This window comes from Rhodanobacter sp. OK091 (assembly GCF_900142825.1).
Lineage (GTDB): Bacteria > Pseudomonadota > Gammaproteobacteria > Xanthomonadales > Rhodanobacteraceae > Rhodanobacter.
In genome coordinates this window covers 565,516-586,898 of the sequence record NZ_FRCH01000002.1, presented here as the reverse complement: position 1 = coordinate 586,898, position 21,383 = coordinate 565,516, and the positions used below count along the sequence as shown (strand labels likewise).

Genomic DNA, 21,383 nt, shown 5'->3' with positions numbered 1-21,383 from the left:
GAGTTCGCCTTTATGCCGCAAACCCGCGCCACGGCGATAGTGACTTTCGGCAGGGTCCACAGCCCGTGGTTATGCCAGCCGTGCCTCTTCGGTGCCCGGGACGATCCCTCTATAATTGCCGTCTTCCTGCCCGCCACGCGGGCCAAACAATGGATTTCCCATGTCGCAGACGATGAAAGCCCTGGTCAAGCGCAAGCCCGAACAGGGCATCTGGATGGAAGAGGTGCCGCTGCCGGTGGTGGGCCCGAACGAAGTGCTGATCAAGATGGAGAAGACAGCCATCTGCGGCACCGACTTGCACATCTACAAGTGGGACGAGTGGAGCCAGCGCACGATCAAGCCCGGCCTCACCATCGGCCACGAGTTCGTCGGCCGCATCGTCGAAATCGGACCGGGCGTGACCGGCTACAAGATCGGCGACCGCGTTTCCGCTGAAGGCCACATCGTCTGCGGCCATTGCCGCAACTGCCGCGCCGGCCGCCAGCATCTGTGCCCCAACACGATCGGCATCGGCGTGAACCGCAACGGCGCGTTCGCCGAGTACATGACCATGCCGGCCTCGAACCTGTGGCCGATTCCGGACCAGATTCCGTCCGAGCTGGCCGCCTTCTTCGATCCCTATGGCAACGCCGCGCACTGCGCGCTGGAGTTCGACCTGATCGGCGAAGACGTGCTGATCACCGGCGCCGGCCCGATCGGCATCATCGCGGCGGGCATCGCCAAGCATGTCGGTGCGCGCAACGTGGTGGTGACCGACGTCAACGACTATCGCCTCAAACTCGCTGCCGACATGGGCGCCACGCGCGTGGTCAACGTTTCCAAGCAGTCGCTGAAAGACACAGTCAAGGACCTGCACATCGAAGGCTTCGACGTGGGCCTGGAGATGAGCGGCAACCCGCGCGCGTTCGGCGACATGCTCGACTGCATGTACCACGGCGGCAAGATCGCGATGCTCGGCATCATGCCGCGCGGTGCCGGCATCGACTGGGACAAGGTGATCTTCAAAGGCCTCACCTTGCAGGGCATCTACGGCCGGCGCATGTACGAGACCTGGTACAAGATGACCCAGATGGTGCTGACCGGCTTTCCGCTGCAGAAGGTGCTCACCCACCAGATCCATATCGATGACTTCCAGAAGGGTTTCGACCTGATGGACGCCGGCACCTGCGGCAAGGTCGTCTGCTCCTGGAACTGATTCATCGGGCGAGTAGCCGACATGCCCGGGAGTGACCTCCGGGCCCGGTAACGGGGATCGCGCGGTAGCACTTGCATTAAGCCGCGCGGCAGTAGATTTTGCAGCTTCGGTCGTCGCCACCCGAGGCGGGCGGTGCCGGATCGAACCAGCCCAACAAGCATTTCCATGGAGTCGGTATGTCCGGGTCGAGCTCGTCGCGTCTTCGCGCCTTCTGGGATTCCACACGTGCGCGGGCGCAAGTCGCCAGTCGTTCGCACCGCGCCCGCCGCACCGTGCTCGTCCTGGCCATACTGGTGCTGGTGTACGGCTTGCTCGGCTTCTTTGCAGTGCCGCCGCTGCTGCGCAACTATCTGCAGAATCACGCCGTGGCGATGCTGGGGCGACCGCTCACGCTGGGACAGGTACGGTTCAACCCGTTCACGCTGAACCTGCAGGTGGAGAAACTACATCTGCCCGACCCGGACGGCCAAGCCCCGTTCGTCGACATCGACCAGTTGGGGATCAATGCCTCGTGGAGCTCGCTGTTCCGCCTGGCGCCGGTGCTGGACGAGCTGAAACTTGACGGCCCACGCATCGCCATCACACGCGAGGCCAACCAGCGTTTCAACTTCTCCGACCTGATCGATCGCTTCACCGCGCAGCCATCGTCGCCGAACAGCAAGCCGGCGCGATTCGCCCTGTCCAACATCCGCATCCAGAATGGCGACGTCCGCTTTGACGATCGCGTGCTGGGCAGCCAGCACCATATCGAGCATCTCGATCTGGGCATTCCGTTTCTGGCCAATCTGCCCAGCGACACCGACATCTTCGTGCAACCGCTGCTGGCCATGACAGTGGACGGCAGCCCGCTGCGCATCGAGGGCCGGACCAAGCCATTTGCCAGTAGTCGCGAGTCCACCGTCGACTTTCAGCTCGACCGTCTCGACCTGCCGCGCTATCTGGGCTATGCGCCGAAGCCGCTGCCCGTGGCGATTCCCAAGGGCACGCTGAGCGGCAAGCTGGCGCTGCATTTCGTGCAGGTCCAGCCGACACCGCAGGTACAGCTCACCGGGCACCTGCAGTTGGACGACTTTACGCTCAACAGCAGCAATGGCGACGCCATCGCGCGGCTCGGCCACGGCACGATCGAGCTGGCCGATGTACAGCCGCTGGTCTCGCGCTATCACTTCGGCGCCATGCAGCTGCAGCACGCCTCGGTGTTCTACACCCAGCATCCTGGTGGCCACAGCAACTTCGACACGCTCATGGCTTCACCGGCCCCGGCCAGCAAGGACGAAAAGGCGGTGCCGACCGACGCGCGTATCGCCTCGTTGTCGCTGGACGACGGCGAGCTCAACTACACCGACGCCAACAACGCGGTGCTGCACCTTGCCCAATTGCACGGCAACCTGCGCGGCATAGCCACGCTCGCCGCACCGGCAGCAAAGCTCGATCTCGGCGGCAGGCTCAACGGCGGCGACATCACCGCGCGTGGCGATCTGGATATCCACACCGGCCGCTACACCGGCACGCTGGGCCTCAAGCAGGTGGACGTGGTGCCATTGCAGGCGCTGGCCGCTTCCAGCGTGGCCGCCCGCATCGCCAAGGGCAAGCTCGATGTCACCAGCCAGCTGCGGCTTGACTGGGGCAACGCGATCAACCTGCACATCGAGCCTGCCCAACTCGGCATCACCGACTTCGCGCTGGAACCCCAGGCCAAAGGCCACGCCCCTCCGGTGGCCTGGCAGCAGCTCGATGCAAACATCGTCCATCTCGATCTGGCCAGCCATGAGGCGCAGCTGGGCGCAGTGACCGCCGGTGGCTTGCAGATCGATGCACAACGCGAGCGTGACGGCCGCATCAGCCTGACGCGGCTGCTCGCCGCCAAGGGCGCCGCGCCCACGAAACATGACGACAGCCCTGCATGGCACTGGAGCATCGCGCACCTCGGCATCGACAAGGGGTCATTGCGCCTCGCGGACCAGACGCTCGACGGCAGCAAGCCGGCCGTACTGTTCATCGACGCCATCAAAGGCGGTATCGAAGGGCTCAGTGACAAGCTCAACCAGCCTAGGCAGATCAAGCTTGAAGGCAGCCTGGGCAAAGGTACGTTCGCGGCGAACGGCGCACTGCAGCCGCTGCCCACCGTCGCCGATCTGCAGCTGACCACCAGGCGACTGGACATCGCCGGTTTCGTGCCCTACGCCAGTGTCCCCCTGAACGTGAATGTCACCAGCGCGCGATTGAGCAGCAAAGGCAAGCTGCATTACGACGGCCGCACCTCCCAGCCCAAACTGAATTACAAAGGTGACGCCGCGTTCGAACAGGTGCGCGTGCAGGACAAACTCACCGGCGACGATCTCATGCGCTGGAGCTCGCTGGCCGGCTCGAATATCGACCTGCGCTACGGCAGTGGCATACCACGCATGCACCTGGGTGGCCTGGTGCTCAATGCCTTCTACGCCCGCGTCATCGTCAACAGCAATGGCCGGCTGAACCTGTCCGATGTGATCGCCAAGGAAGCACAGGCACCGGTATCGGTGACCCGCGCCGAGAACAATGCCCCTACTGCGGCGCCGACACCGCAACAAGCGCCTGCAGCGGCGACGCCTGCCGCAGACATCCATATCGGCCAGATCACGCTGGTCAACGGCCAGCTCAACTACACCGACAATTTCATCAAACCCAATTACACCGCCAACCTCACCAAGCTCACCGGCAAGGTCGGCGCCTTCGGTACCACGGCCGGCGACCCGCCAGCCGATCTGGCCGTGCAGGCACAGCTGGACGACAACTCGCCGGTGGACATCGACGGCACCATCAACCCGCTCGCGCCGGTGGCCTTTCTCGACATCAAGGGCAAGGCAAACGACGTCGAACTGACCCGGCTCAGCGCCTATTCCGGCAGATACACCGGCTACCCCATCACGGCAGGCAAGCTCACGGTCGATGTGCATTACATGCTGGACCAGCGCAAGCTCAGCGCCGACAACCATATCTTCATCACGCAGCTGACCTTCGGCGATCGCATGACGAGCCCGGGCATCTCGCACCTGCCGGTGAAGCTGGCGGTGGCGTTGCTCAAGGACACCGAGGGCAATATCGACGTGAACGTGCCGGTGTCCGGCTCGCTGGACGATCCGCAGTTCAGCCTGGGCGGGATGATTTGGCGCGCGTTCGGCAACCTCATCGCGCGGGCTGCCACGGCACCGTTCCGTCTGCTCGCCTCGGCCTTTGGCGGTGGCAGCCACGAAGACCTGGGCTATGTCGAGTTCGCGCCAGGATCGGCCGTGCTGGATGGGCACGCCCAGGATCGCTTGGGGCAGATTGTGAGCATGCTCAGCAAGAAGCCTTCGCTCAACCTGGATATCACCGGTCGCGTCGACCCGTCCAAGGATGAAGATGGCCTACGCAAGGTGACTGTCGACAATCTGGTCCGTCGCGAGAAACTGGCCGACCAGTCCGGGGGCAAGCCCGATGCCAACGCACCCGAAGCCACACTGGCCGCGCTGTCGATCACGCCCGACGAATACGAGCACTTTCTCAAGCGCGCGTACAAGCACGCGGATTTCGAGAAGCCGCACAACCTCATCGGCCTCAACAGGTCGCTGGAGCCGGACGAAATGCGCAGCCTGCTGGAGACCCATGTCAGCGTGGACGCTGCCGCCATGCGTTCCCTGGCCGAGCGCCGTGCCAGCGCCGTGCAGACTTGGCTGCATGGCAAGCTCGATGACAAGCGGGTCTCCGTCAAGCAATCCAAGCTCACCGCGGAGGGCATCGACGACAAGGGAAAAACCACCCGCGCGGACTTCGGCCTGCACTGAGTCCGCTCGCTGCGCATGCGCAGAAGGAGGCCGGCGCCCTACAATGGCGCTTTGCTCCCGGCCGGAATCCCCCCATGACCTATACAGCCAAGGCGCGTTACGCCAGCGAACTCGAATCCATCCGCGAGCAGGGCCTGTTCAAGGCCGAGCGCATCATCACCTCGCCGCAGTCCGCCGAGATCACGCTGGAAGGCGGCCGCAAGGTACTGAATTTCTGCGCCAACAACTACCTTGGCCTGGCCGATCATCCCGCGGTGATCCAGGCGGCGAAGGATGCGCTCGACACGCATGGCTTCGGCATGGCCAGCGTGCGCTTCATCTGCGGCACACAGGATCTGCACAAGCAACTGGAAGCGAAGATCGCCGCGTTCTTCGGCACCGAGGACACCATTCTTTACGCGGCCTGCTTCGATGCCAATGGCGGACTGTTCGAGCCGCTGCTGGGTGAAGAGGATGCAGTCATCTCCGATGCACTGAACCACGCCTCGATCATCGACGGTATTCGCCTGTGCAAAGCCAAGCGCTTCCGCTACGCGAACAGCGACATGGCTGATCTGGAGAAGCAGCTGCAGGCCGCCGATGCAGCCGGCGCACGCACCAAGCTGATCACCTCCGACGGCACGTTCTCGATGGACGGCTTCATCGCGCCACTGGACCAGATCACGGTGCTGGCCGCGAAATACAATGCGCTGGTGCATATCGACGAATGCCATTGTACGGGCTTTCTCGGCGACACCGGCCGCGGTGCGGCCGAAGTGCACGGTGTGATGGACAAGATCGACATCTTCACCGGCACGCTGGGCAAGGCGCTCGGGGGCGCGTTGGGCGGTTTCACCACCGGCCGCAAGGAAGTGATCGAATTGCTGCGCCAGCGCTCGCGCCCGTATCTGTTTTCCAACTCGCTGCCGCCGCATGTGGTTGCCGCCGCCATCAAGGTGTTCGATATGCTGAGCAGCGCCGGCGACATGCGCAACATGCTCAAGGAGAACACCCGCTATTTCCGCGAGCAGATGAGCGCGGCCGGCTTCGACATCAAGCCGGGCGTGCACCCGATCGTGCCGGTGATGATCTACGACGCGAAACAGGCACAGGCGATGGCTGCCGGCTTGCTGGAGGAAGGCATCTATGTCACCGGTTTCTTCTATCCGGTGGTGCCGCAAGGCCAGGCGCGGATACGCACGCAGATGAGCGCGGCGCATACCCGCGAGCATCTCGATCACGCGATTGCCGCGTTCACCAAAGTGGGTCGGAAGCTGGGTGTGATCGGCGGCTGATCTGGCCGAATTCCGTGCAGGAGCGGCTTCAGCCGCGATGCCTTTTGGTTGAACAGGAGCGTCGCGGCTAAAGCCACCCTACCCTGTGTCATCTGCGGGTATCGAGAGCTCTGACTTCGTCAGCACTCAGTCGCCGCCATTGGCCTTTTGCCAACTCACCCAGCGTCAATGGTCCGATCGCCACCCGGATCAGCCGCAGCACATCGAAACCCAACGCCGCCAGCAGGCGACGGATGTGCCGGTTGCGGCCTTCATCCAGCACCACTTCCAGCCACGCGTTCTTCTCGCCGACACGCAGCAGCGTCGCCCGCCGCGCCTTCAGCAGATCGCCAGCATCGTTGATGCCCGCCTGCATCGCCGCCAGCACAGTCGCATCCGGCTGGCCGGCCACCTGTACGTGGTAGGTCTTGTCCAGATGCGTGGCCGGATCGGTGATTCCCGCAGCCCAGGTGGTGTCGTTGCTCAACAACAGCAAGCCCTCGCTGGCCTTGTCCAGCCGGCCGACCGGTCCCAGCCACGGCAAGCCGGCAGCGGCCAGCGCCGTATAAACCGTGGCGCGCCCCTGCTCGTCGGCTGCGCTGACCACCAGCCCACGCGGCTTGTTGAACGCTACATGGATGCATTCGGCGGATTTCACCAGCTGGCCGTCAACTGCAACCTGCTGGCGGTCGATCAGCGTCGGGTGATAAGGGTCGCGCACGACACGCCCATCCAGACTGACGCGGCCAGCGCGTATCCATTGCTCAGCCTGACTGCGCGAACAGGCACCCAGCTTGGACAGGACGCGCGCCAATCCATGCCGCGGAGGATGTGGCACGGGCGCAGCGGACCGCGCGGAATGAAAAGGGGGGCGAGGCATTGCGCTAGCGTATAAGCCGGAGCTACAACGCCACAAGGATCAAACCGATATGGCGGTCCAATCCTGAGCGGGGGCATCACAGCTTGGCGTAGGTCATTCGACAAATCAAAAAAAAACCCGGCCGAAGCCGGGTTTTTTTATATTGCTTTACCGCGGTTCGATTACTGCTTGACCTGCAGTTCCGTACGACGGTTCTGCGCACGACCGGAGTCGGTAGCATTGTCACCGATCGGATCGTTCTTGCCGTGACCGATCGGGCCTTCCAGACGGCTGGCGTCGATGCCGTGGCTGGTCAGGTAGTTGTAAACGATCGAGGCGCGACGCTCCGACAAGCCCTGGTTGTACGCATCGGTGCCCACCGAGTCGGTGTAACCGGCAACCGTCACGTGCACCTGCGGGTAGCGCTGCAAGGTATCGACAGCCTGGTTCAGGACCGCAATCGAGTCGGCGCTCGGCTCAGCCAGCGACTTCGAAATATCGGTCTCATTCTTCTTCGGGCGATCGAACTTGAAGTTCACGCCGCGCAGGTCGATCACGACCTTCTGCGGGCAACCGTCGGGGCCGACGATCGTGCCGGCGGGCGTACCCGGGCACTTGTCGTCGCAATCGTTCACACCGTCGCCGTCGCTGTCCTTGGTCGAGCAATCCGCCGGCGGCGGGGTTGCTGCCGCAGGAGCCGGAGCAGCTGCCGGGGCGCCGAAGCGCGACACGATGCTGAAGCCGAGGAACCAGTCGCCGTAGCCATTCTTCGCCGGCTGGGTCTTGTCGTCCCAGTCATAGCGGTAGCCACCTTCGACGCGGATGTCCGAGCTGTCAGTGATCGTCTTGGACACGCCACCACCCAGCTCAGCCGCCGGCGACCAGCCCTTGTCAAACATGGAATGATGATTGCTGCCCATCACGCCAGCGAGCAGGTACGGACGCCATGCATTCCAGTCACCGGCATAGAAGCGGACCACTGCGCCGACATTGTTGTTGGACCAGCGATTATGGGAGTGGCCAGTGCCGCCATTCACAACACTGTTATCAAGCTTGCGGCTGGTGCGGTCGAAGAAAGCGTCGATCGACACGTTCGGCGCGATGAAACGACCTACGCCCAAACCGTAATAGATCTGCCGGCTGTTGGTGTTGCGGTCGGTGTCGTTGTAATAACCGCCGATGGTCGGCGCGATATACCAACGATCATCGTAACTGGAAGTGGCCGTATCCGAGGATGCCGGAGCAGCTGCCGGTGCTGCGGCCGGTGCAGTGGTGTCCTGCGCATGAACGGCACCTACGCCGCCCAGGGCCAGCGCAATAAGAAAATACAAGCCCTTACGTTTCATCAGGTGTCTCCTCAATTTATTAGGTTTCGCGTCCGTTCAACCCCAACCGGAAGTCGCGCGTCAGAACTGAACTACGTCACTCAGAGCATTTACAGCCCCTGCTTGGCGTTTCTGCGGCAAGCGGTGGCGAGTGTAGCAAACTTGTTAAGTTATTGGTGCGTTAGCGCTATGGAACTAAATCCCGGTGAGATTCCATTCAGAAAAGTTTGTTGGCTTGTGCGCCGTCAAATTCTTCGGTAACTACCACTCACACATACCGCTCGGTCGAAACTGAAACCGATCGACAGGGTCAACAGCCGCTTCCACTCCTGATCCCGCCTTAATATTCCACTCACGCCGTCTTTACAACGTGAAGAGCGCCAGGAACCGCTGCAGCGGCATGGCATCGAGCGTCGCCGGATCCTTGGTTGCCGCCATGATCGCCTTGACCCGATGTGCCGGCAAATGGTCGCGCATGGCCGCTTCGAATTTCTGCAGCAGCACGGGGATACCCTCGGCACGGCGTTTGCGATGGCCGATCGGGTAATCGATCGAAACCTTTCCGGTGCTGCTTCCGTCCTTGAAGAACACCTGCACCGAATTGCCGATGTAACGCTTGTCCGGATCGAAATAATCCTTTGTAAACTGCGGGTTTTCGACCACCGTCATCTTGTCGCGCAGCGCGTCGACGCGTGGATCGGCAGCGACGTCGTCATTGTAGTCACTGGCCACCAGACGCCCGAAAATCAACGGCACCGCCACCATGTACTGGATGCAATGGTCGCGATCGGCGTAATTCGCCAGCGGGCCGGTCTTGTCGATAATGCGGCAGCCGGCCTCCTGCGTCTCGATGACGATCTTCTCGATCTGATCGATCCTGTCGACAACTTCACCATGCAACTGCATCGCACATTCCACCGCGGTCTGGGCGTGGAACTCGGCAGGGAAGCTGATCTTGAACAGGACATTTTCCATCACATAGCTGCCAAACGGCCGCTCGAACTCGAACGCCTTGCCCTTGAACGCCACGTCGTAGAAGCCCCAGGTCTTTGCCGATAGGGCCGAGGGATAGCCGACCACTCCGCGATAGACCGCATTGATCGCGTGGGTCACCGCACGCCGGCAGGCATCGCCAGCAGCCCAGCTCTTGCGCGGACCGGTGTTCGGCGCGTGGCGATAGGTGCGCAGCGCGCCGTTGTCGATCCAGCTATGCGACACGGCGGTGGTGATCTGCTCCTTGTCGCCGCCGAGCATCGCGGTGGCCACGGCGGTAGAGGCCAGCCGCACCAGGATCACGTGATCCTGGCCCACCCGGTTGAAGCTGTTCAGCAGCGCGTAGCAGCCCTGGATCTCATGCGCCTTGATCGCATAACCGAGCACATCGCGCACGGTCAGCGGCTGGCCGCCTTCACGCTCGGCCTTGCGGCTCAGGTAATCGGCCACGGCGAGGATCGCGCCCAGATTGTCCGACGGATGACCCCACTCGGCTGCCAGCCAAGTGTCGTTGAAGTCCAGCCAGCGGATCTGCGTACCGATCGCGAACGCGGCCTGCACCGGATCCAGCTCATGGCTGGTGCCTGGTACGCGCGCGCCACCAGGAAGCGTCGCACCCGGCACCAGCGGGCCGAGATGCTTCACGCATTCCGGAAACTTCATTGCCAGCATCGCGGTGCCGAGCGAGTCCAGCAACATATAGCGCGCGGTGTCGTAAGCCTCCTTCGAGTCGATCTGGTAGTCGACAACGTAATCGGCGATATCGACCAGTGGCTGGTCGGGATCGGGACGGACGGCGGAACGGATGTCATGCGCACTCATGATGGATCTCGCGACAGAGGAAACGCCCATTTTAGCCGACTGGCGCTTCCCGCGTTGCTTGACCGCGGCCACCCAGCCCCCGACAATCAGGAAACACATCCCAAAGGGGAGTAGTTCCCGGCGCAAGTTCATCTGCCCGGTGCGGTGATCGTCAACACGAGCGACGCTTCGCTCCGGTCACCTCGGCAGTCATGCTGCGAACGAGACTTTTGCGGTGGATTACGGGCCGCGCGCGTCCGTGTCCACTGCATTGTCCGACGCGCATGGAACTCCGCATGGCATTCACTGGTACCGACTTTTTTTCCGGCTTGCTGGCGATCATCCTGCTCGATCTGGTGCTGGCGGGCGACAACGCCATCGTCATTGCCATGGCAGCCAGCCGCTTGCCGAAGGCGATGCAGAAAAGGGCCGTGTTCTGGGGTACGTTTGGCGCTGTCGCGGTTCGTTTCGCACTCACCGCCGTCGTCGTCTATCTGCTCAAGTTGCCGGGACTGATGCTGATCGGTGGCGTATTGCTGTTGCCGATCGCCTGGAAGTTGCTGCGCCACGATACCGACGGCGATCCGCATGTCTGTGCCAGCGATACATTCTGGAGCGCCTTGCGCACGATCATCGTGGCCGATGCACTGATGGGCATGGACAATGTGCTGGCGATTGCCGGTGCATCGAAAGGGCATCTCAGCCTGGTCATCATCGGCCTGCTGGTCAGCGTACCGCTGGTGGTCTGGGGTTCGACCCTGATCCTGAAACTGATCGAGCGCTTCCCCATCATCATGTACATCGGCGCCGGTGCCATCGCGTTCACCGCCGGCCGAATGATTTCGCATGATCATTGGTTGAGTGGCTGGTTCGACGCGCGCAGCTGGGTAAAGTACGCAATGGATGCGCTGCTGGTGATCGGCATTTGCGGCGGCGGCTGGCTGATGCAGCGACGGCGACAGCGGTTGAAGGCCAGCAGTTGAAGACTCACCCGCTGAGGCCATCCCATACGTAGTGACATGAAGAAGGGAGCCTTGCGGCTCCCTTCTTGTCTGAGCGCGTCGGTTCAGCGCTTGTCGATCGGCACGTAGGCCTGGTCTTCCGGGCCGGTGTAGTTCGCGCTGGGGCGGATGATCTTGCCGTCCTCGCGCTGCTCGATCACGTGCGCGCTCCAGCCGGAAGTGCGCGCGATCACGAATAGCGGCGTGAACATCGCGGTCGGCACGCCCATCATGTGATACGCGCTGGCGGAGAACCAGTCGAGGTTGGGGAACATCTTCTTGACCTCGGCCATCACCTTCTCGATCCGCTCGGAAACCTCGAACAGGGTCGGATTGCCGCCGTCGGTGCACAGCTTGCGCGAGATCTCCTTGATGATCTCGTTGCGCGGATCGGACACGGTGTACACCGGATGACCGAAACCGATGATGATTTCCTTGCGCTCGACGCGGGCGCGGATGTCGGCCTCGGCGGCATTGGCGCTGCGGTAGCGCGCGATGATCTCCATCGCCACTTCGTTCGCGCCGCCGTGCTTCGGACCGCGCAACGCACCGATCGCACCGGTGAGTGCCGAGTACATGTCCGAGCCGGTGCCGGCGATCACGCGGGCGGCAAATGTCGAGGCGTTGAACTCATGCTCGGCGTACAGCACCAGCGACTTGTCCAGCGCCTGTGCATGCAACTCGCTCGGCTTCTTGCCGTGCAGCAGGTGCAGGAAGTGCGCGGCGATCGATTCGTCGTCGGTCTGGGTCTCGATCCGTTTGCCGTTGTGGCTGAAGTGGTACCAGTACAGCAGCATCGAACCGAAGCTGGCCATCAGGCGATCGGCGATCTCGCGTGCGCCGGTGACGTTGTGGTCGTCCTTCTCCGGCAGAACGGTGCCCAGCATCGAGCAGCCGGTACGCATCACGTCCATCGGGTGGGTGGCGGCCGGCAGCAACTCCAGCGCGGCCTTGACCGGCGCCGGCAGACCGCGCAGGCGTTTCAGCCGCGCGCGATAGTTGTTCAGCTCGGTCCAGGTCGGCAATACGCCGTGCACCAGCAGATACGCTACTTCCTCGAAGCAGCCCTTGGCAGCCAGATCGTGGATGTCGTAGCCGCGGTAATGCAGATCGTTGCCGCTGCGACCGACCGTGCACAGTGCGGTGTTGCCCGCGGCCACGCCAGACAGAGCAACGGATTTCTTGGCCTTGGGCAGCGTTTGCGTGGTTTCGCTCATGGATGGAACCTCGATCAATGAAGATGCGCCGGCACGCCGGCACAGCCAGGGAATGTACGCGTCAGTCAATCAGTCGGATTTGCCACCGGCAAACAGTTCGTCGAGCTTGCGCTCGTAGGCGTGGTAGTCGAGATAGTCGTACAGCTCCTCGCGCGTCTGCATGGTGGGCACGGCCGCCTTCTGCGTGCCGTCGCGGCGCACTGTCTCGTAGAAATTCAGCGCCGCCTTGTTCATCGCCCGGTACGCGCCACAGCAGTACAGGATGATGTCGACGTTCGCGCCACCCAGTTCCTCGCGGGTGAACAGTGGGGTCTGGCCGAATTCGGTGATGTTGGCGAGGATCGGCACCTTCACCGCCGCCTTGAACTGCCGGTACTGCTCCAGCGTGTAGATCGCCTCCGGAAAGATCATGTCGGCACCGGCTTCGACGCAGGCCTGCGCACGTTCGATAGCCGGCTCCAGACCTTCCACCGCGATGGAGTCGGTCCGCGCCATGATCACGAACTGCTCGTCGCTGCGCGCGTCCACCGCGGCCTTCACGCGATCGACCATCTCGTCCTTCGACACGATCGCCTTGCCTGGGCGATGGCCGCAACGCTTGGCAGCAACCTGGTCCTCGATATGCAAGGCGGCAGCGCCAGCCTTGATCATCGAGCGCACGGTGCGGGCAATGTTGAACGCCCCGCCCCAACCGGTATCCACGTCGACCAGCAGCGGCAGATCGCACACATCGGTGATGCGGCGGACGTCGATCAGTACATCCTCCATCGAGCTGATGCCCAGATCCGGCATGCCCAGCGAGTTGGCGGCGACACCGCCGCCGGACAGGTAGATCGCCTTGAAGCCGCTGCGCTTGGCCATCCGTGCGGCATAAGCGGTGATCGCGCCGACGACCTGCAGCGGCTGTTCCTCGGCAACGGCGGCGCGGAAGCGCGCGCCGGGGGATGCTGGCTGTGTCATGTCACCTCCGCAAAACGGTCATTTTAGCGCACTGCGGCGTGTGCTCCTCACGCGCCGTATTCGAGAGGGACCGGTCATCCAAACAAGCCGCCCACGTGTACGAGCGCCAGCGCACCCGCGCACCGGAAAAGAAGCGTTCTCTGGAACAGATCGACACACCTGGCGTTGGACAGACGGCGGACTTGGCCCGGATCCATCTTGATAGTCACAGACGATCGATGCGATGCCGACAATCAATTAGATTAATCGCCTAAAACCCCATATCCTCTCACTTCGCTTTCAACCACCACGGGAAAACCCACGATGTCGCTGATCAACACCGAAATCAAACCGTTCAAGGCCCAGGCGCTCAAAAGCGGTCAGTTCATTGAAGTTTCCGATGCCGACCTGAAGGGCAAGTGGTCCGTCGTGTTTTTCTACCCGGCCGACTTCACCTTCGTCTGCCCGACGGAGCTCGAGGATCTGGCTGACAACTACGCCGCATTCCAGAAACTGGGCGTCGAGATCTACTCCGTCTCCACCGATACCCATTTCGCCCACAAGGCTTGGCACGACACCTCCGATGCGGTGAAGAAGATCAACTACACGATGGTGGGCGATCCGACCGGCGCGATCAGCCGCAACTTCGGCGTGATGATCGAGGAAGCGGGCCTGGCCGATCGCGGCACCTTCGTGATCGATCCGTCAGGCAAGATCCAGATCGTCGAGATCAACGCCGGCGGCATCGGCCGTGATGCGTCCGAGTTGCTGCGCAAGGTCAAGGCGGCCCAGTACGTTGCCTCCCATCCGGGCGAGGTCTGCCCGGCCAAGTGGAAGGAAGGCGAGAAGACCTTGGCGCCGTCGCTGGACCTGGTCGGCAAGATCTAAACCAGCATTTAAGCCGCATCGCGCCATGCGCAACGGACCCGGAGTTCCTCCGGGTCCGAACTACCGAAACACAGTGCAAAGCGACGCCCGGGTCCGCCCGGGTGGTCGCCACGCTCACCCTGAAGAAACCCATCGACGGAGCTACGCCCATGTTGGATGCCCATCTCACAGCCCAGTTGAAGGCCTATCTCGAAAAGGTCACGCAGCCGATCGAGATCGTTGCGTCGCTGGACGACAGTGCCAAGTCCGCCGAACTGGACGAGTTGCTCAAGGAAATCGCTGCGCTGTCCGATCAGATCAGCCTGGTCCGAGGCGACGACAACGAGCGCAAGCCCTCGTTCGCGATCAACCGCGTCGGCAGCGACATCGGCGTGCGCTTCGCCGGCATTCCGATGGGCCATGAATTCACCTCACTCGTGCTCGCCCTGCTGCAGGTCGGCGGACATCCGTCCAAGACCGCGGCCGACGTGATCGAGCAGGTGAAGAACCTCGAAGGTGACTATCACTTCGAGACCTATTTTTCGCTGTCCTGCCAGAACTGCCCCGACGTGGTGCAGGCGTTGAACCTGATGAGTGTGCTGAATCCGAAGATCCAGCATGTAGCCATCGACGGCGCGCTGTACCAGGACGAAGTCGACGCGCGCCAGGTGATGTCGGTGCCGACCGTTTATCTCAACGGCGAAGTGTTCGACCAGGGCCGCATGAGCCTGGAGCAGATCCTCGCGAAAATCGATACCGGTGCCGGCGCCCGCGAAGCGGAGAAGCTCAAGAGCAAGGGCGCGTTCGACGTACTCGTGATCGGCGGCGGCCCGGCGGGCTCGGCCGCGGCGATCTACGCCGCCCGCAAGGGCATCCGCACCGGCGTGGTGGCGGAGCGCTTCGGCGGACAGGTGCTGGACACCATGGCGATCGAGAACTTCGTCTCGGTCGGCTATACCGAGGGTCCGAAGCTGGCCACGGCGCTGGAGCAGCACGTCAAGGATTACGACGTCGACGTCATGAACCTGCAGCGCGCCGAAAGGCTGCTGCCGGCAAGCCAGGCCGGCGGTCTGATCGAAGTGCAGATGGCCAACGGCGCTACGCTGAAATCGAAGACCGTGATCCTGTCCACCGGCGCACGCTGGCGGCAGATGGGCGTGCCCGGCGAAGATCAGTACCGCAACAAGGGTGTGGCCTACTGCCCGCATTGCGACGGCCCGCTGTTCAAGGGCAAACGCGTGGCAGTGATCGGCGGCGGCAACTCCGGTGTCGAGGCGGCAATCGATCTGGCCGGCATCACCAGCCATGTCACCTTGGTCGAGTTCGACAGCAAGCTGCGCGCGGACGAAGTCCTGCAGCGCAAGTTGCGCAGCCTGCCCAACGTCGACATCGTCGTCAGCGCGCAGAGCACCGAGGTGCTGGGCGACGGCCAGAAGGTCAATGGCCTGGTCTACAAGGATCGCGTGAGCGGCGAGGTGCGCACGGTCGCGCTGGAAGGCATCTTTGTGCAGATCGGCCTGCTGCCGAATACAGAGTGGCTGAAGGGCACGCTGGAATTGTCGCCGCGCGGCGAGATCGTCATCGACGAGCGCGGCCAGACCTCGCTGCCCGGCGTGTTCGCCGCCGGCGACGCCACCACGGTGCCGTACAAGCAGATCGTGATTGCGATGGGTGCCGGTTCGGCCGCCGCGCTGAGCGCGTTCGACCATCTGATCCGCAGCCCGCTTCCGGCCGCAAAAGTGGAAAAGGAGGCGGTTGCTGCTTGATCAAAATGAACGGAGCGGCCCACCCGCATGTTCATCGTTTGGCAGAACGGGCGTCTCGCTCCACTACGCTTGACCCTCACGTAACGTAAGCCCTCAGTGTTGCGGGCGCGCACCGATGGAGAAGGCGGACATGTTGTTGACCGTGGGCGAACTTGCGAAACGATGCGGACTGACCGTACGCGCTTTGCATCACTACGACACCATCGCTCTGCTGGTTCCTTCGGTGCGCTCCGCTGCCGGTTACCGGCTCTACGACAGGGCGAATATCGAACGCCTGCATCGTATCCAGGCCCTGCGCCAGATGGGTCTGTCGCTGACCGACATCGGTACCGCCCTGTCCGGGCCGCAGGCACCGCTGGCCGAGGTGGTCGATCGCCAGATCGCCCGGCTCGACCGCGAGCTGGCGCAGGCGGCAAAACTGCGCCAGCAGTTGGTCGCCATGCGCACGCAGCTTGTGGCCGGACAGTCTCCCGACCTGGCCGACTGGCTGGAAACGCTGGAACTGATGAACATGTACGAAAAATATTTCTCACCCGAAGAACTGAAGAACCTGCCGCTGCATACCGACCCCGATGTACTGGCGGAATGGAACGCCTTGATCACTGCCGTGCAGTCGGCGATGGACCACGGCTCCACCCCGGACGATGCCGATGCACAGATCCTCGCACTGCGATGGATGGCCATGGTGGAACGCGGCACGGGCAACAACCCTGCCTTCCTCATGCGCCTGCACGCGATGAACGAAAACGAGCCCGCGCTGCGTGAACGCAGCGGCATCACGCCCGAACTCGAACGATTCGTGGAACAGGCGATGGTCAGCGGACGACTGGCGATCTTCGAGCGCTATCTGGACGCGCAAGAGATGGAACGCATGCGCGCGAACTACGGCAAGCAGATGTACGCCTGGCCAGCGCTGATCGCCGAGCTGCGCAAAGCCATCGACGAAAACGCGGCCGTCGACGACCCTCACGTGCAGCAGATGGCTAGGCGCTGGATGGAGCTGTTCCGCGCCTACGCCGGCGACGACCCCGCCACTCATGCCCGCATCCGCGAGGCCTACACAAAAGAGCCCGACCTGCGCAGCGGCAGCTCGGTGGACGATGTATTGCAGGGCTTTGTAAGAGAGGCACTGGCGAGTCTGGCGCGCAAGGCATACTGACGCGATCTGGCTTTCCAACGTTCGCGATAAAAAGGAAGGGCGGCCAAGGCCGCCCTTCCCTCCCAACCGATATAGGAACCGGCTTACTTCTTGGCGAACAGATGCTCGACGCCGGCACGCTCTTCGCGCAGTTCCTTGTCGGTGGCATCCATGCGGCCGCGCGAGAAGTCGTTGATCGCCAGGCCTTGCACGATCGTGTACTTGCCGTCCTTCACGGTGACCGGATAACCGTAGATCACGCCCGGCGCGATGTTGTAGGAGCCATCGGACGGAATACCCATCGACACCCAGTCGCCCTCGGCCGTGCCCTGCGCCCAGTAGCGCATGTGGTCGATCGCCGCCGAGGCCGCCGAGGCCGCGGACGAAGCGCCGCGCGCCTTGATGATCGCCGCGCCGCGCTGCTGCACGGTCGGGATGAAATCGTTCTCGTACCAGGCCTGGTCGATCAGCGACATCGCCGCCTTGCCGTTGACGGTGGCGTGGTGGATGTCCGGGTACTGGGTCGAGCTGTGGTTGCCCCAGATCGTCATCTTCTTGATGTCGGTGGTGTGGGCGCCGGTCTTTTCGGCCAGCTGCGACAACGCGCGGTTGTGGTCGAGACGGACCATCGCGGTGAAGCAATTCGGGTTCAGGTCCGGCGCGTTCTGCTGCGCGATCAACGCATTGGTGTTGGCCGGATTGCCGACCACCAAGACCTTGACGTCGCGCTTGGCATGATCGTTCAGTGCCTTGCCCTGCGGGCCGAAGATCGCGCCGTTCGCTTCCAGCAAATCCTTGCGCTCCATGCCCGGGCCACGCGGACGCGCACCGACCAGCAACGCGTAGTCGACGTCCTTGAACGCGACATTGACGTCGTCGGTGGCGACCACGCCAGCCAGCGTCGGGAATGCGCAATCGTTGAGTTCCATCACCACGCCCTGCAGCGACGGCAGCGCCGGGGTGATTTCCAGCAGGTGCAGGATCACCGGCTGATCCGGCCCCAGCATGTCGCCGGCGGCGATACGGAACAGCAAGGCATAACCGATCTGGCCGGCGGCGCCGGTAACGGCAACTCGAACGGGGGCTTTCATGGGGTTGACTCCTTGGATGATGTGTTCAAATGCTTTGCAAGTAACCGTCAGACCAGTTCGGCGAAGAACTGCTGGATGCGTTGCAGGCCCGGCTCCAATTGTGCGGTCGGGCAGGTATAGGAAATGCGCATGGCGCGCGGCTCGCCGAACGCCGAACCCGGCACGCAGGCGACGCCCTTGGCTTCCAGCAGTGCGGCGCAGAATTCGACGTCGTTGCTTATCTTCGTGCCGTTATGACTCTGGCCGAACGCCACGGAGACATCGGGGAACGCGTAAAACGCGCCCTGTGGCCGCGGACAGACCACCCCGGGAATCGCGCTGAGCGCGGCGAACACGATGTCACGCTTGCCGGCAAACTCCGCACACTTGGCCTTGGGGACATCCTGCGGACCGTTGAACGCCGCCACCGCCGCTGCCGTGATCACCTCGGGCAGGCTGGTGATGTGATTGGAGTTGAGTGTGGTGATCGCCTTGGCCACCGCTTCCGGTCCAGCGAGCAGACCGACACGCCAGCCCGGCATGCCGTAGGTCTTCGATACCGAATCGACGAAGATCACCCGCTCGCGCAACTCGGGTTTCGCGAACACGAAGTTGTGATAGCCGAGGCCGTCGAACACCATCGAGTTGTAGATGTCGTCGGTGATCACCCAGGTATCCGGATGCTTCGCCAGCACCTCGGCCAGCGCGGCGATCTCCTCGCCAGTGTAGACCATGCCCGTCGGATTGGACGGGTTGTTGAACAGGAACACCTTCGGCTTGCGCGCCAGCGCGGCGTCTAGCTGCGTCGGAGTGAGCTTGTAGTTCTGCTCCGGCCCACAATGCATGACGTTGGTCTTCGCTCCGACGATATCGGCGATGTCGCGGTAGGTGGTCCAGTACGGCGCCGCGAAACAGATCTCGTCGCCTTCGTCGAGCAATGCCTCGGCCAGGTTGTACAGAACCTGCTTCGCACCGATGCCGATCGACAGATTCATCCGCGTGTAGCCACTGAAACCCAGCGCCTCGATGTGCTTCAGGAAAGCATCCAGCAGCGCCTCGGCACCGCGGTTGCTGCCGTACTGACCGGAGTCGTGCGAGAGCGATTCGCGCGCGGCGGCATAGACATGCTCGCCCGGCAGGAAATTCGGTACGCCGATGGAGAAGCTGATGATGTCGCGGCCGGCGGCCTTGAGCTGCTTGGCTTTTTCGGCGATCACCATGATCGCGCTGGGTTTGGCGCGGCCGACACGCTGGGCGAGCTGGGGCATGGGTATCTCACGCAGAGGGAGGAAGCAAAGGCGGCGATTTTATCACGCCGCAGGGCCCCTCGTGGGCGATACCCTGGCTGCTGCAATGACACGGCGAAAGCGGCATGATGCGCGTGTCCGCACGACGGACATGGCAACCTCACGAAGGAGATCCGCATGCATTGGCTATGGGTATTCGTGATTGGATTGATTGTTGGCCTGGTGGCCAAGCTGCTGACGCCGGGCAAGGACCCTGGCGGCTTCATCATCACCGCTCTCATCGGCATCGCCGGCTCGTTGCTGGCGACCTGGGTTGGCCAAAACCTGTTCGGCTGGTATCAGGAAGGACAATCCGCCGGCTTCATCGCGTCGGTGGTGGGCGCAATCGTGTTGCTGTTGATCTATCACCTGCTCAAGCGCAAGTCGGCATGAGTGCGATCCCGGCGGAGCAAGACTCCGCCGGGATTTTTCCCCCACACGATCAGGCCGGCGTTGCGCCGCCACCGAGCAGCTTGCCTGCCAAGCCTTCGAGCATGCCCAGATTGAAGCCGCTGCCCTGCCCGGCTGCCGGCACCTGGCCGTCCGGAGTCAGATGATCGACCGCCTGCGGCAATACCTGCGAAAGCTGATTGAGCAAGGCATTGGGGTCGACGCCCAGCTTGCTGGCTGCCTCCTGCACCACCGACGCCATGCCGCCGCTCTGCAGCGCCTGGCCGAGCTGGTCGCCTGACACCGACTGGTTCGCGCCGGTACCGACCCACGATTGCACCGCACCACCCAGCCCATGCTGTTGCAGCATGCTGACCAGGCCCTGCACACCGCCGGCCTTCTCGATCAGCTGACCGGCCACGCCAATCAGCGAGCCGGTGCCACCTTGTTGTCCCTGACCGCCGAGCAAATCATCGAGGAATGACATGGTCGTTCTCCTTGGAAGATGTGGATATAAAGTAGAGCCTGTCGATCATAGGCCTGCGCCAGCGACACTGTCATGACTTTAAGGATGCCCTGATGTATTCAACACAGGCGGCATGATGTCCAGAAGGTTCGCAGGTGGTGGTGCGTGGCGCAGCCAAGGCTGGCTGCCTTGGCAAGCCGCGCGCTGCCGCCTGCGGGCCTCCTGGACATCACCCCGTCATTTATTTTCAATCAGTTGGGGCCAGTTCTGTCTGCCCCCATCTCTGCGGCGCACCTCCTCGACAGGCGGCCAGCCTGCCTTCGTCGACGCACCTTGATCTGCGGGCAGACAGAACCGGTGACGCCTGCGTTGAATACATCAGGGCATCCTTATGCACAAAAAAAGCCGCCGGTCGCAACCGGCAGCTTTTTTGCGAATCCAGGGCTGAAAACTCAGCCGCGCTGATCGAGCACCGCATTCCACTCTTTCACGCGATCGGACTGCGCAGCCAGCAGCGCATCGGCGTCGCCTTCGACGGTGACCTTTTCGATCGTGTCGCCTTGCTGGATCGTGTTGACCACGGCCATATCAGCCGCGTCGACCACTTCGCCGAACACGCTGTGCTTGCCGTCCAGCCACGGCGTGGCGCCATGGGTGATGAAGAACTGGCTGCCGTTCGTGCGCGGACCGGCATTCGCCATCGACAGCACGCCGGGCTTGTCATGGCGCAACGACGGGTTGAATTCGTCCTCGAACTTGTAGCCCGGACCGCCGCGGCCACTGCCCTCGGGGCAACCGCCCTGGATCATGAAGTCGGCGATCACGCGATGAAACGACAATCCGTCGTAATAACCGCGCCTGGCCAGGTTGACGAAGTTGGCCACCGTCACCGGCGCCTTGTCTTCATGCAGACGCAGATGGATCGGGCCGCGGTTGGTGGTGAAAGTGACATGGATGGTCATCGCAAATCCTTGGGGTCAAAAGCTGCACCGTGCCACGACACGGGCACGCGGG

The 21,383-nt window shown here is 62.8% G+C and carries 17 protein-coding genes; 8 read left to right on the top strand and 9 right to left on the bottom strand.

Translation table 11 applies throughout. The features are described 5' to 3' along the window. Positions 1–172 precede the first annotated feature (172 nt). The 3 genes from tdh to kbl all read left to right on the top strand — a co-directional run bounded on the left by tdh (position 173) and on the right by kbl (position 6,272). Positions 173–1,195 carry an L-threonine 3-dehydrogenase gene (tdh, locus tag BUA26_RS12165; RefSeq protein WP_072761566.1) on the top strand — a complete coding sequence of 341 codons (1,023 nt, stop codon included), beginning with the start codon at positions 173–175 and terminating at the stop codon, positions 1,193–1,195. Between the two features lie 176 nt (positions 1,196–1,371). Further along, positions 1,372–4,998 carry a DUF748 domain-containing protein gene (locus BUA26_RS12160; protein ID WP_072761052.1) on the top strand — a complete coding sequence of 1,209 codons (3,627 nt, stop codon included), beginning with the start codon at positions 1,372–1,374 and terminating at the stop codon, positions 4,996–4,998. Between the two features lie 74 nt (positions 4,999–5,072). Further along, on the top strand, positions 5,073–6,272 hold the full coding sequence (kbl, locus tag BUA26_RS12155) for a glycine C-acetyltransferase (RefSeq protein ID WP_072761050.1): 1,200 nt from the start codon (positions 5,073–5,075) through the stop codon (positions 6,270–6,272). Positions 6,273–6,360: 88 nt separating this feature from the next. Here the strand turns inward: kbl and BUA26_RS12150 are convergent, their stop codons facing one another. The 3 genes from BUA26_RS12150 to BUA26_RS12140 all read right to left on the bottom strand — a co-directional run bounded on the left by BUA26_RS12150 (position 6,361) and on the right by BUA26_RS12140 (position 10,250). Then, positions 6,361–7,131, bottom strand: a complete 771-nt coding sequence (locus tag BUA26_RS12150) for a pseudouridine synthase (protein WP_255368304.1) — start codon at positions 7,129–7,131, stop codon at positions 6,361–6,363. A 161-nt stretch (positions 7,132–7,292) separates the two neighbouring features. Next, positions 7,293–8,456, bottom strand: coding sequence for an OmpA family protein (locus BUA26_RS12145; protein WP_072761046.1), 1,164 nt, complete (start codon positions 8,454–8,456; stop codon positions 7,293–7,295). Between the two features lie 342 nt (positions 8,457–8,798). Further along, a complete protein-coding gene (locus BUA26_RS12140; protein ID WP_072761044.1) occupies positions 8,799–10,250 on the bottom strand; it encodes a bifunctional 2-methylcitrate dehydratase/aconitate hydratase in 1,452 nt (483 codons plus the stop codon). Between the two features lie 275 nt (positions 10,251–10,525). On the opposite strand from BUA26_RS12140, the gene BUA26_RS12135 reads away from it, so the two are divergent. After that, complete coding sequence (locus BUA26_RS12135; protein WP_072761565.1) at positions 10,526–11,212, top strand: TerC family protein; 687 nt, start codon at positions 10,526–10,528, stop codon at positions 11,210–11,212. An 83-nt stretch (positions 11,213–11,295) separates the two neighbouring features. Here BUA26_RS12135 and prpC read toward each other — a convergent pair whose 3' ends face one another. Together prpC and prpB are read right to left on the bottom strand one after the other, a co-directional pair. Next, on the bottom strand, positions 11,296–12,447 hold the full coding sequence (gene prpC / locus BUA26_RS12130) for a bifunctional 2-methylcitrate synthase/citrate synthase (protein WP_072761043.1): 1,152 nt from the start codon (positions 12,445–12,447) through the stop codon (positions 11,296–11,298). A 69-nt stretch (positions 12,448–12,516) separates the two neighbouring features. Beyond that, the gene (gene prpB, locus BUA26_RS12125; RefSeq protein WP_072761041.1) at positions 12,517–13,407 is read right to left on the bottom strand and encodes a methylisocitrate lyase; all 891 of its coding nucleotides are present in this window, start codon (positions 13,405–13,407) and stop codon (positions 12,517–12,519) included. 303 nt (positions 13,408–13,710) lie between these two features. On the opposite strand from prpB, the gene ahpC reads away from it, so the two are divergent. The 3 genes from ahpC to BUA26_RS12110 all read left to right on the top strand — a co-directional run bounded on the left by ahpC (position 13,711) and on the right by BUA26_RS12110 (position 17,178). Beyond that, the gene (gene ahpC, locus BUA26_RS12120; RefSeq protein ID WP_072761039.1) at positions 13,711–14,274 is read left to right on the top strand and encodes an alkyl hydroperoxide reductase subunit C; all 564 of its coding nucleotides are present in this window, start codon (positions 13,711–13,713) and stop codon (positions 14,272–14,274) included. Between the two features lie 149 nt (positions 14,275–14,423). Continuing rightward, a complete protein-coding gene (gene ahpF, locus BUA26_RS12115; protein WP_072761038.1) occupies positions 14,424–16,019 on the top strand; it encodes an alkyl hydroperoxide reductase subunit F in 1,596 nt (531 codons plus the stop codon). A 130-nt stretch (positions 16,020–16,149) separates the two neighbouring features. After that, entirely contained in the window at positions 16,150–17,178 is a 1,029-nt protein-coding gene (locus BUA26_RS12110; protein ID WP_072761564.1) for a MerR family transcriptional regulator, read from the top strand. 83 nt (positions 17,179–17,261) lie between these two features. On the opposite strand, the gene BUA26_RS12105 is transcribed toward BUA26_RS12110, so the two are convergent. Both BUA26_RS12105 and BUA26_RS12100 read right to left on the bottom strand, forming a co-directional pair. Beyond that, positions 17,262–18,248: a malate dehydrogenase gene (locus BUA26_RS12105; protein WP_072761036.1), complete on the bottom strand. Its 987-nt coding sequence runs from the start codon at positions 18,246–18,248 to the stop codon at positions 17,262–17,264. A gap of 47 nt (positions 18,249–18,295) precedes the next feature. Beyond that, positions 18,296–19,495, bottom strand: a complete 1,200-nt coding sequence (locus BUA26_RS12100) for a pyridoxal phosphate-dependent aminotransferase (protein WP_072761034.1) — start codon at positions 19,493–19,495, stop codon at positions 18,296–18,298. A 156-nt stretch (positions 19,496–19,651) separates the two neighbouring features. Here BUA26_RS12100 and BUA26_RS12095 point away from each other — a divergent pair, with 156 nt between their 5' ends. Continuing rightward, positions 19,652–19,906 (top strand): GlsB/YeaQ/YmgE family stress response membrane protein, encoded by a 255-nt coding sequence (locus tag BUA26_RS12095; RefSeq protein WP_072761033.1) that lies wholly within the window; start codon positions 19,652–19,654, stop codon positions 19,904–19,906. Between the two features lie 49 nt (positions 19,907–19,955). On the opposite strand, the gene BUA26_RS12090 is transcribed toward BUA26_RS12095, so the two are convergent. Both BUA26_RS12090 and BUA26_RS12085 read right to left on the bottom strand, forming a co-directional pair. Beyond that, a complete protein-coding gene (locus tag BUA26_RS12090) occupies positions 19,956–20,390 on the bottom strand; it encodes a YidB family protein (RefSeq protein WP_072761031.1) in 435 nt (144 codons plus the stop codon). A gap of 431 nt (positions 20,391–20,821) precedes the next feature. Continuing rightward, positions 20,822–21,331: a peptidylprolyl isomerase gene (locus BUA26_RS12085; RefSeq protein WP_072761029.1), complete on the bottom strand. Its 510-nt coding sequence runs from the start codon at positions 21,329–21,331 to the stop codon at positions 20,822–20,824. Positions 21,332–21,383 lie beyond the last annotated feature (52 nt).

What these genes read in the sequence shown, in the direction of transcription:
- prpC (WP_072761043.1), bottom strand. Translation starts at nt 12,447, where the DNA reads ATGAGCGAAACCACGCAAACGCTGCCCAAGGCCAAGAAATCCGTTGCT.
- BUA26_RS12085 (WP_072761029.1), bottom strand. Translation starts at nt 21,331, where the DNA reads ATGACCATCCATGTCACTTTCACCACCAACCGCGGCCCGATCCATCTG.
- BUA26_RS12100 (WP_072761034.1), bottom strand. Translation starts at nt 19,495, where the DNA reads ATGCCCCAGCTCGCCCAGCGTGTCGGCCGCGCCAAACCCAGCGCGATC.
- kbl (WP_072761050.1), top strand. Translation starts at nt 5,073, where the DNA reads ATGACCTATACAGCCAAGGCGCGTTACGCCAGCGAACTCGAATCCATC.
- ahpC (WP_072761039.1), top strand. Translation starts at nt 13,711, where the DNA reads ATGTCGCTGATCAACACCGAAATCAAACCGTTCAAGGCCCAGGCGCTC.
- BUA26_RS12105 (WP_072761036.1), bottom strand. Translation starts at nt 18,248, where the DNA reads ATGAAAGCCCCCGTTCGAGTTGCCGTTACCGGCGCCGCCGGCCAGATC.
- BUA26_RS12160 (WP_072761052.1), top strand. Translation starts at nt 1,372, where the DNA reads ATGTCCGGGTCGAGCTCGTCGCGTCTTCGCGCCTTCTGGGATTCCACA.
- BUA26_RS12145 (WP_072761046.1), bottom strand. Translation starts at nt 8,456, where the DNA reads ATGAAACGTAAGGGCTTGTATTTTCTTATTGCGCTGGCCCTGGGCGGC.
- tdh (WP_072761566.1), top strand. Translation starts at nt 173, where the DNA reads ATGAAAGCCCTGGTCAAGCGCAAGCCCGAACAGGGCATCTGGATGGAA.
- BUA26_RS12110 (WP_072761564.1), top strand. Translation starts at nt 16,150, where the DNA reads ATGTTGTTGACCGTGGGCGAACTTGCGAAACGATGCGGACTGACCGTA.
- BUA26_RS12140 (WP_072761044.1), bottom strand. Translation starts at nt 10,250, where the DNA reads ATGAGTGCGCATGACATCCGTTCCGCCGTCCGTCCCGATCCCGACCAG.
- BUA26_RS12090 (WP_072761031.1), bottom strand. Translation starts at nt 20,390, where the DNA reads ATGTCATTCCTCGATGATTTGCTCGGCGGTCAGGGACAACAAGGTGGC.
- BUA26_RS12150 (WP_255368304.1), bottom strand. Translation starts at nt 7,131, where the DNA reads ATGCCTCGCCCCCCTTTTCATTCCGCGCGGTCCGCTGCGCCCGTGCCA.
- ahpF (WP_072761038.1), top strand. Translation starts at nt 14,424, where the DNA reads ATGTTGGATGCCCATCTCACAGCCCAGTTGAAGGCCTATCTCGAAAAG.
- prpB (WP_072761041.1), bottom strand. Translation starts at nt 13,407, where the DNA reads ATGACACAGCCAGCATCCCCCGGCGCGCGCTTCCGCGCCGCCGTTGCC.
- BUA26_RS12095 (WP_072761033.1), top strand. Translation starts at nt 19,652, where the DNA reads ATGCATTGGCTATGGGTATTCGTGATTGGATTGATTGTTGGCCTGGTG.
- BUA26_RS12135 (WP_072761565.1), top strand. Translation starts at nt 10,526, where the DNA reads ATGGCATTCACTGGTACCGACTTTTTTTCCGGCTTGCTGGCGATCATC.